At 73.6% G+C, this 8060-nt stretch carries 5 protein-coding genes; 1 reads left to right on the forward strand and 4 read right to left on the reverse strand.

Features of this window, described 5'->3' with window-relative positions; all coding sequences use genetic code 11:
* Positions 1-705 precede the first annotated feature (705 nt).
* The 3 genes from LN037_RS28100 to mobF all read right to left on the reverse strand — a co-directional run bounded on the left by LN037_RS28100 (position 706) and on the right by mobF (position 6483).
* Entirely contained in the window at positions 706-1323 is a 618-nt protein-coding gene (locus LN037_RS28100; protein WP_230759707.1) for a class I SAM-dependent DNA methyltransferase, read from the reverse strand.
* Positions 1324-1687: 364 nt separating this feature from the next.
* Entirely contained in the window at positions 1688-2209 is a 522-nt protein-coding gene (locus LN037_RS28105) for a hypothetical protein (RefSeq protein WP_230759709.1), read from the reverse strand.
* A gap of 5 nt (positions 2210-2214) precedes the next feature.
* Positions 2215-6483: a MobF family relaxase gene (gene mobF, locus LN037_RS28110; protein ID WP_230759711.1), complete on the reverse strand. Its 4269-nt coding sequence runs from the start codon at positions 6481-6483 to the stop codon at positions 2215-2217.
* Positions 6484-6762: 279 nt separating this feature from the next.
* On the opposite strand from mobF, the gene LN037_RS28115 reads away from it, so the two are divergent.
* Positions 6763-6993, forward strand: coding sequence for a hypothetical protein (locus tag LN037_RS28115; RefSeq protein WP_230759713.1), 231 nt, complete (start codon positions 6763-6765; stop codon positions 6991-6993).
* Here the strand turns inward: LN037_RS28115 and ssb are convergent.
* Positions 6990-7403 carry a single-stranded DNA-binding protein gene (ssb, locus tag LN037_RS28120; RefSeq protein WP_230759715.1) on the reverse strand — a complete coding sequence of 138 codons (414 nt, stop codon included), beginning with the start codon at positions 7401-7403 and terminating at the stop codon, positions 6990-6992. The two genes, LN037_RS28115 and ssb, sit on opposite strands and share 4 nt — an antisense overlap.
* Between the last annotated feature and the right edge of the window lie 657 nt (positions 7404-8060).

An 8060-nucleotide genomic window follows, 5' to 3' on the forward strand; every position in this document is an offset into this window, starting at 1 on the left:
TCTGACACTCATGGGTCACCCGGTCGACTGACCCGTGGGTTCGAGGACGCCTGTCCGTGCACTCGACCAGGTAATCCTGTCGTCGTTTCGGCCGCGCTCCGCGGACCTCGGGTTCTCCGGGCGGGCCAGGCGCCGGAGGCGAGCGGAGCGGTCCCTGGCGGGTCCGGGGGTTCCGTGGTCACCTCCGGTCGGCCGGGACGACGTCAGGGATGATCCCGCTCTACTCACTCCTGTCGGAGTGAGGCCCAGGGTCCGGGGCGGAGCCCCGCCCGCTCTCTGCTCGTCCGGCTGCTGCGGGGTCGGGAGGTCAGCACCTGGCCCCGGTTCGGCGGATGGGGCTCGGGCTCGACCACCCCGACGGTCGAGCCCGGGCCCACGGTGCACGGTCGGTGCTCCCAGCTCCGAATCGTCCACCCCATGGTTGTATCGCGGCCAAGGCCCCCGCCGCTGAGCTGCACAAACGCGACGTCCGGCGGTCTGAGGCGGAACCACCGGATCGGAGTATCCAGCGGCCGGCACCGGGTCGTCACCGGCCACCCACGCGGCCCTGTCGGCCCCTCCGGTCGGCCCAACTCGCCCGCGTGGCCGCCACCGCGGTACTCGCCGGACCCGCGCCGGGGTGACCCGCCGCCGGGCGCCTGATAATCCGTCCTGCGCGGTTATGACAGCGAGTGGAGACGCTGCGGCATCCGCCTCGAGGCGACGTCAGCGGGCCGCGGCAGCGATCGCGGCGAACCGTCGGTCCGGTCGCTCCGGGAGCGCGTACTGCACCCGCTGCAGCTCCACGAACCCAGCCTGAGCCAGGTGCTCAGCGAAGACGGCCACCGGCCAGTGGTAGGCGGTGGTCACCTTGTGCCCGAAGGTGGCGACCTCACCGGCGCTGTCGAAGAAGCCGACCACGAGCACGCCGGAGACCTGCAGCAGACGTCGGAACTCCGCGAGGGCCCGGTCGAGCTCGACCGGCGCCATGTGAATGGTCGAGTACCAGGACAGGACCCCGGCGACGGATCCGGCGGGAAGGTCGACATCGGTGAGCGAACCGAGCTGGAAGTCCGGGCCGGGATGGGTCTGACGGGCGTGTTCGATGAACCTGGGCACCAGGTCGATGCCCGTCACGTCCACGCCGGACGAGTGGAGGTGGCCGGTCCAGTGGCCGGGCCCGCAGCCGAGGTCGAGCACGGGCCCGGACAAGCCGGTGAGGTGGTCTCGAATGATCGCCATGTCCTCGGGGTGGGTCCGGTCCTCCCACCCGTCGTCGAAGAGCCCGATGTACTGCTCCGACATGGCCGAGTAGGCCTTTCGCACCGTCTCCTCGGGTCCCATGGCGGCAGGCTAAGTGCGGCCCCCGACAACGAACCCCGACCCGGAACCTGTCGTCCCTCGGCGGGCCCGGGGTTCCGTAGTCACGGTTGGTCGAGACGACGTCAGAACCTCCTCCTGCCCTCCTCGCCTCCTGTCGGAGCGAGGACCTGGGGCCGGGGCGGAGGCCCCGCTTCCTCTTGAGGCCCACGGACATGCAGAAGGCCGCAGGGGAGCGATCTGCGCTCGACCCTGCGGCCTCTGAAGCTAGGCGGGATTCGAACCCGCGACCGCCTCTTAGTCGGAGAGGTGCTCTATCCACTGAGCTACTAGGACGTGCCCCAGTCTACCGACCGGCGTGCACCCGCTGGTGGTGTCGATGCCCCGCTCAGGGACAGGCGAGGATCGCCTGGAACGGGCCGTAGAGCCCAAAGCAGGTGTGGTCGATGACCCGGCCGTGGTTGACGCCCTCGATGCCGCTGCGGGTCCAGATGATCCCGAGCTCGGGCTGGGCGTCGGTGACGTCGATGAGCCGGTCGAGCTGCGCGATCCACGCCTCGGCGCCGGCGTTGTCGAGTTCGGCGCGGGTGACTGCTCGGCCGTGGCGGTCGTGGGCGGCGAGGAAGACGTGCACGTGGGGGTGGGAGGTGCGTGACCAGGAGACCTGGTCGTGGCGTTGTGGGGTCATCGGGACGTCGGGGAACGCGGCGGCGAGGACGGCCACCGCGTGCCCCATCGCCGGCTCATACGCGGCGAGCCCGGCGGCGAGGTAGCGGTCGCGGCTGCCGCGGCGGGCCTGCTGCTCGAGCCAGGCGATGTAGGCGGGCGGGGCGACGACCTGCACGTCCCACGCGTCGCCGGGTGGTGCCCCGGTCGCGGGGTCGAACAGCTCGGGGGGTGTCGCCAGCACGCCGCTCATTCCATCTCCAACCCGGCGTCGATGTCACGCTCGCGCTGGAGCTGCAGCTGGTGGGCGGGATTCATCTCGCGGAGCTGCTGCTGGGCGCGCTGCAGCTCGAGGTCAGTCTCGATCTCGGCGTACGCCGCTCGAGACCGTTCCCGCTGCTTGGCCTGCGCTTCGACGGCAGCGAGGCGCGCCTGCTCCTGCACCCGCGCCAGTTCCTGCGCGCGGGCCTCCCGGCGCTGCTCGCTGAGCTCGACGGCGGCGCGCAGCCGCTCGCGGGCCTGCTCGGATGCGACCCGCTCGGCGTCGCGTTCGGCCTGAGTCTCTTCGGGCACCAGCCGGACCGGTTCCGGGTCGGGCCGCTCAACGGTCGCGCGGGTCTCGGGCAGCCCGCGACGGTCGAGCTCGTCCGCGGCGGCCTTGTCGGCCTCCCGCTCGCCGGTGGTGCGCTCCCACCAGGCGCCGCGTCGTTCGTGGGCGACGCGCAGGGTCGCGGCGTGGGCCTCGTCGTCGGCTGCCATCCGCTCGTGGCGGGCGGCGTCGCGCTCCAGCTCGTCGCGGCGGCGGGCGTCCGGGGCGAGCTGTTCGAGGCGGGCGCGCTCGAGGACGGCGTCCTCGTGCCACTGCCGGGCGGTGCGGGAGGTGTCGGCGAGCTGGTCGGCGACCCACGTCGGGGCCTGCTCGGCCTCGCGGGCCCATCGCTCGCGGGTGGCGTACAGCTCGGCGTCCGGCTCGGCGCGCCAGTCCCGCTCCCCGGACTCGGGTGCCCGGTCGGGGGTCGCGGCGAGCGCCGCGTCGTACAGAGCCCGCTCCAAGGGCCGCTCCCGCGACGGCGGGGCACCGAGGGAGAGCCGATCGGGGCCGATCCCGGCGTGCTCCCGGTACAACGCGGCCGCTCCGGCCCGATCACGCCACGCTGCCACCTCAGCGATGTCGGCCTCGAGGTCGGGGCGCTCGCCGACGGTGACCGCCCACGCGGGGGCCTCGGCGGCGACGCGGTCTCCGAGGTCGCGCTGACGCTCGCTGAGCAGCGCGGCGACCTGGCGGCGGTACTCCGACACCGGCTCGCCCTCGCGCTCGACGACTCGCGTGGTCCAGTCAGCCGAGTCGACCGCGCGGTCGGGGTCGTAGGCCTGGACCAGGCCGCGGATCCGGTGGCGCAGGGCGTCGGGCACCGAGTCGACGTCGTCGAACCCGCGGGACTCGACTGCGCGGTCGAGCAACGCGGCCGGGTCGTGGCCGGCGAGCTCGGCGGCGTCCAGGGCCGCGAGCAGCCGCCCGGTCCCGCGGTCCGCGGGGTCGATCCCGGCCGCGAGACCATCGCCGAGGCGCTCGCGCAGGTGCTCGAGGTGGCGGGGGTGGCCCTCGTGCTCCATCGCGACCTGCAGCCGCGACAGCAGCGCCGTCGCGGAGTTCTCCTCGAGCTGCGCGCCGGCGAGCACCGCGGCCGCAGCGTGCTGGGCGCCCTCACGCGCCAGCACGGCCGTCAGCCGCTCGGCGGCGACCTCAGCGAGGCGCTGCGGCTCGTGGGCGTCGGGCTCGCGCTCGGTCACCAGATACAGGTAGTTGTGCTGCCGCCCGCGGCTGGCGCCGACGTAGACCGCCTCGCGGGTGGCGTCCCGGTCGACGACGTCGTGCGAGGCGTCGACGGTGATCCCCTCGGCGGCGAACACCGTGGAGGCGTAGCCCAGCGCGGCGTGCTCGGCGAGGTAGTCGGCCGGGAGGTGCGCGATCGCGCCGTGCCGGTCGCGGCCCAGAATCGTGCCGTCGTCGCCGCGCCCGACAATTGTGTAGCGGCTTCGGTTCATCACCGGCTCGGCGACCCCGTCGCGGGAGGGGTCGACGCGCAGGCCCCAGGCGTTGCGGCGGGTCTCGATGACGTCGCCGAGGCCGGCGGCGTTGTCGTCGGCGAGCTCGGCGATCGGGGTGCGATCGACGCGGCCGAGGGAGACCAGTTCGCCCTGCAGCTCGGCGGACATGTCTGCGGCGAGGTCGTTGGTGCCGACGACGAGCACGGCGTCGAGCCCGGCGAGGCGGTCGACCAGCCATCCTCGGCGGGCGGCCGCGGTCATCTCCTCGACGGTGCCGGCGACGAGGCGGCCGTGGTCGGCGTAGGCCTCCACGGCGCGGGGGTCGCCGTCGCGCAGCTGCAGCGACGCCTCGGCCTCCCAGGACTGCTGGAAGCGGTGCGGCTGGTCGAGGGTGTGGACCTGCCCGGCGGGGAGGGTGTCGGCGAGGTGGGCGAACAGGCCTCCGGCGCCGACGGCGTCGAGTTGGTGGGGGTCGCCGACGTAGACGACCTTCGCGCCGACCCGCGCGGCCGCGGTGGAGATCGCGGCGAGATCGGGGGTGGAGGCCATCGAGGCCTCGTCGACGACGACCAGGTCGTCGGGGCGCAGCGGCATCCGGGCCTGGCCGGTGATCGGGTCGGGGGTGACGGCGCCGAGGAAGCGGGTGGTGTTCAGCGCGGTCAAGCCGTCCCCGGCGAGGTTCGCGGTGGCGATCTGGGCGGTGGCGACGCCGTAGACGGTGCCGCCGGTGGTCTCGCTCCACGCGTGGGCGAGCGCGCCGACGGTGCGGGATTTCCCGGTGCCGGCCGGGCCGATCAGGACGTCGCCGTGGCGCCCGGAGGTGACGATGCCGAGTACCGCTTCGGCCTGGTCGACCGACAGCCCGGCCTGCTCGCAGGCGGCCTGAACCGGGTCGCGGTCGAGCACCCGGGCGCCGGTGCGGGTCGCGTAGGTGCCGACGCCGGCTTCGGTCTCCAAGTGGGCGGCAGTGGCGAAGCGGCGTTCCTCGTGCGGGCGGAACACCGGGCGACCGTCGCGGCGCAGCAGCTCGGCGGGGACCTCGACGGGCTCGTGCCCGGTCAGCTGCACGACGTCGAACCCCGCACCGGGTGCGATGACGGCGCGGGCGAGGTCCTCGAGCGCCGCGGGCCGCTCGGCGGCCGGGACCCCGAGGGCTGCGGCGTCGCCGAGGTGGCGGTCGATGGCGTCGACGAGGTTGCCGAGCATCCACGTCGAGTAGGCGGCCTGGACGTCGGCCAGGCCGGCGGCCATCGCCTCCTGCACCCGGCCGGGGTCGGCGGCCAGCGCGGGTGCGGCGGTGGCCATCGCGACCGCGGCCAGTTCGACCTCGTCGACGGCGGCCACGAGGTGGCCACGGCGGCCAAGGTCGCTGTCGGCCCATGCGGCCACCGCGGCCGGGCCGGCCATCCCTGTCTTGGCCGCCCGGGTGTCGTAGGTGGCCTCCTGGGCCATCACCTTGCGCGCCGCGGCCCCGGGTTCGCGGCCGTGCCGGTCGCGGTAGCGCTCGACCATGGCCTCGACGCGCTCCACGATCTGGCCGCGGCGGGTGGAGGCGTTGCGCAGCAGCGCCGGGTCGACCCCGGCGACCTCGCGGGCCTTGCCGTCGGGGCGGGTCTCGAACGCCACCCCGACCCGGTCGGTCATCTCCTGCTCGACGGCGCGCTCGTAGGCGGTGGCGATGGCCTCCTTGAACGCCCGGAACCCCTTGCCGTCCAGGGCGCCGATGCGCCCGTCGGCGGTGCCGACGCGGTTGAGGACCGCAGCGTGGGTGTGCAGCTGCGGGTCTCCGGAGCGGCTGGTGTGGTGGGCGAACGCCACCACTGCGAGGCCCTCGGCTTCGGCGTAGACCCTGCCGTGCTCGGTGCGCCCGAACCGGGTGTGCGCGACGTGCTGCTCGGCGTAGGAGAGGGCGATCTTCACGGCTTCGTCGTGGGCGGCTCGGACCTTCTCGGCTTCGCCGTGCAGCCCGGCCGCGAGGTAGGCGGCGTAGAGCACCGAGACGCTCTTGACGGGCGAGAACGTGAAGTCGTAGTAGGCGACTGGGCGGGTGCCGCCGGCGGCGGCTTCGCGTTCCATCGCCCGTGCCCGCTCGGGGGAGGGGTCGGGTTCGGCGGCCTGCAGCTTCGCCAGCCGCTCCTCGTAGCCCTTGTAGGTGCGGGGCTTGGACCCGATGTAGGTCGGGTCGCGCTCGGTCGAGTCAGGGCGGCGCAGCTGCCCGAAGATCGCCCGCACCTGCTCCTCGCGGGCCTGGGCGCCGGCCTCGATGTCGCTGAGGCCGAGGGCCTCCCAGCCCTTCCCCAGCCACACGCCCTGAGGCTCGCCCATCTCCATCGCCTTCGCGAAGTAGCGGTCCGCGCCGAGCTCGGCGGCGTCCGCGCGGGCCTCCAGCTCGTGGGCGTGCTCGTGAGCCTCGCAGCCCGCCAGCAGGTACTCCACAGCCCCGGCGCCGATGGCGGTGATCCGGAGCATGAGGCGACGGTACGGCCCCACGCGGCCGCCCCCAAGATCATTCCGCGATAGCAATGGCATAGGTGTGTTGCGGTTGAGCGACAGCGAAATGCCTGAGGTCGAGCGTAGCGAGATGCAGTGATCAACAGGCGACATGAGGGTGCAGGTCAGGGCACAGACGGCAGGTGATGGATGGCTGCTGCGCAGCAGCAGAGAAGAAGTGATCAGCAAGAGGTCACGATCGAATGACAAGCGATCAAGCACAGGGTGCGGATCGACAGGACACCTGAGCATGGGCGGATGGGGGACAAGCAGGGGGACGGCGGAGACGATGAGGGACAGCTCCGGGCGCTGGCCGACGCCGTGGACGAGGCGTGCCGGCCCGCAGCACGGCGGCCGCGGCCGCTCTCCGCGCTGCGCGACACCCTCGACGCCACTGACACCCGCCCGACCGCAGCCGAGATCATCGCCCGGGTCCGGGCCCGGCGGGCCCCGGGACACCACCCCGAGGCCCCCAGCGCCGAGACCTAGAACGGCGGCTCCTCAGTGGCTGGGGCGTCGCCCTCGCGGCGACCGAGCTTGGTGACCTGCGCGGTGGCCCACCGCAGGCTCGGCGCGACCTCCTCGGCGACCACCTCGAGGCGCCGCTGCTCGGTCCCGGCGCGCTCGCCCTCGGTCGGGGTCCACACCATGGTCCCCGTCCGCCCGACCACCACGACCCGGGTGCCGGCGGTCAGGGACTCCACGAGGTGCTCTGCCTGGTCGCCCCACACCGTTACCGGCCAGTAGGAGGTGGGCAGGTCCTCCCACCCGGTGCCGTCGGTGCTGCGGCGGCGGTGGTTCTCCGCGACGGTCAGGTTCGCGACCGCCTTCCCGGTGGTGGGAGTGAAGCGAAGCTCCGGGTCCCGGACGAGGTTCCCAACGATCGTGATGGTGGACATGGCGGCCTCCGTGGGCGGCTTGGTCCGGGGTCCTTGGGTGCGTCCCCGGGCGTGGTCACGCCCGAGCAGACGGAGACGAGCGCAGCGCCAGGGGCGCCGCAGGCGGCATCGCTTCCCCTGGCGCGCAGCGCCCGTCTGCTAGAGACCACGAACGCCCGGAGTCACACCCAGTGACCGGCCAGCCCACGTTGCCGCTCACCCGCCATGATCAGCCGGACCAAACCCGAGGCAGCCCGTGACGGCCGCTGCCAGCACTCCAGCCGGACGCCGTGGCCGCCCGGCCGTACCACCTCGTGGCCGATGGCCGGACCTCGTGGCCGGACCTCGTGGCCGGACCTGGGTGGGCTACCGCGATCGACCCCATGGCCGCTCCGTGGCCTCGTGGCCGGAGGCCACGCCGGCGTTGGCCGCCGACCGTGGCCGCTCACCACCAGCACAGCGAAGCAGACACCGGCGCGGGCGCTCAGGCCCGTCGAGGCGGAACAGCTGGTCGCCCGGCACCCTCGTGGAAGGCGCGCCGGAGGGTTCGCTGTGGAACGACGCTGGAAGTGCAGTGGCAGACGTCGTGGAAGTTGCAGTGGGCGTTGCGGAATTTGCAGTGGGTTAAGGGTGGTCGGCGACGCTGCAGGAGGTGGTGTAGCTGGCGGCGAAGGGGCT

Source organism: Actinomycetospora soli (assembly GCF_021026295.1).
In the GTDB taxonomy this organism is placed as follows: domain Bacteria; phylum Actinomycetota; class Actinomycetes; order Mycobacteriales; family Pseudonocardiaceae; genus Actinomycetospora; species Actinomycetospora soli.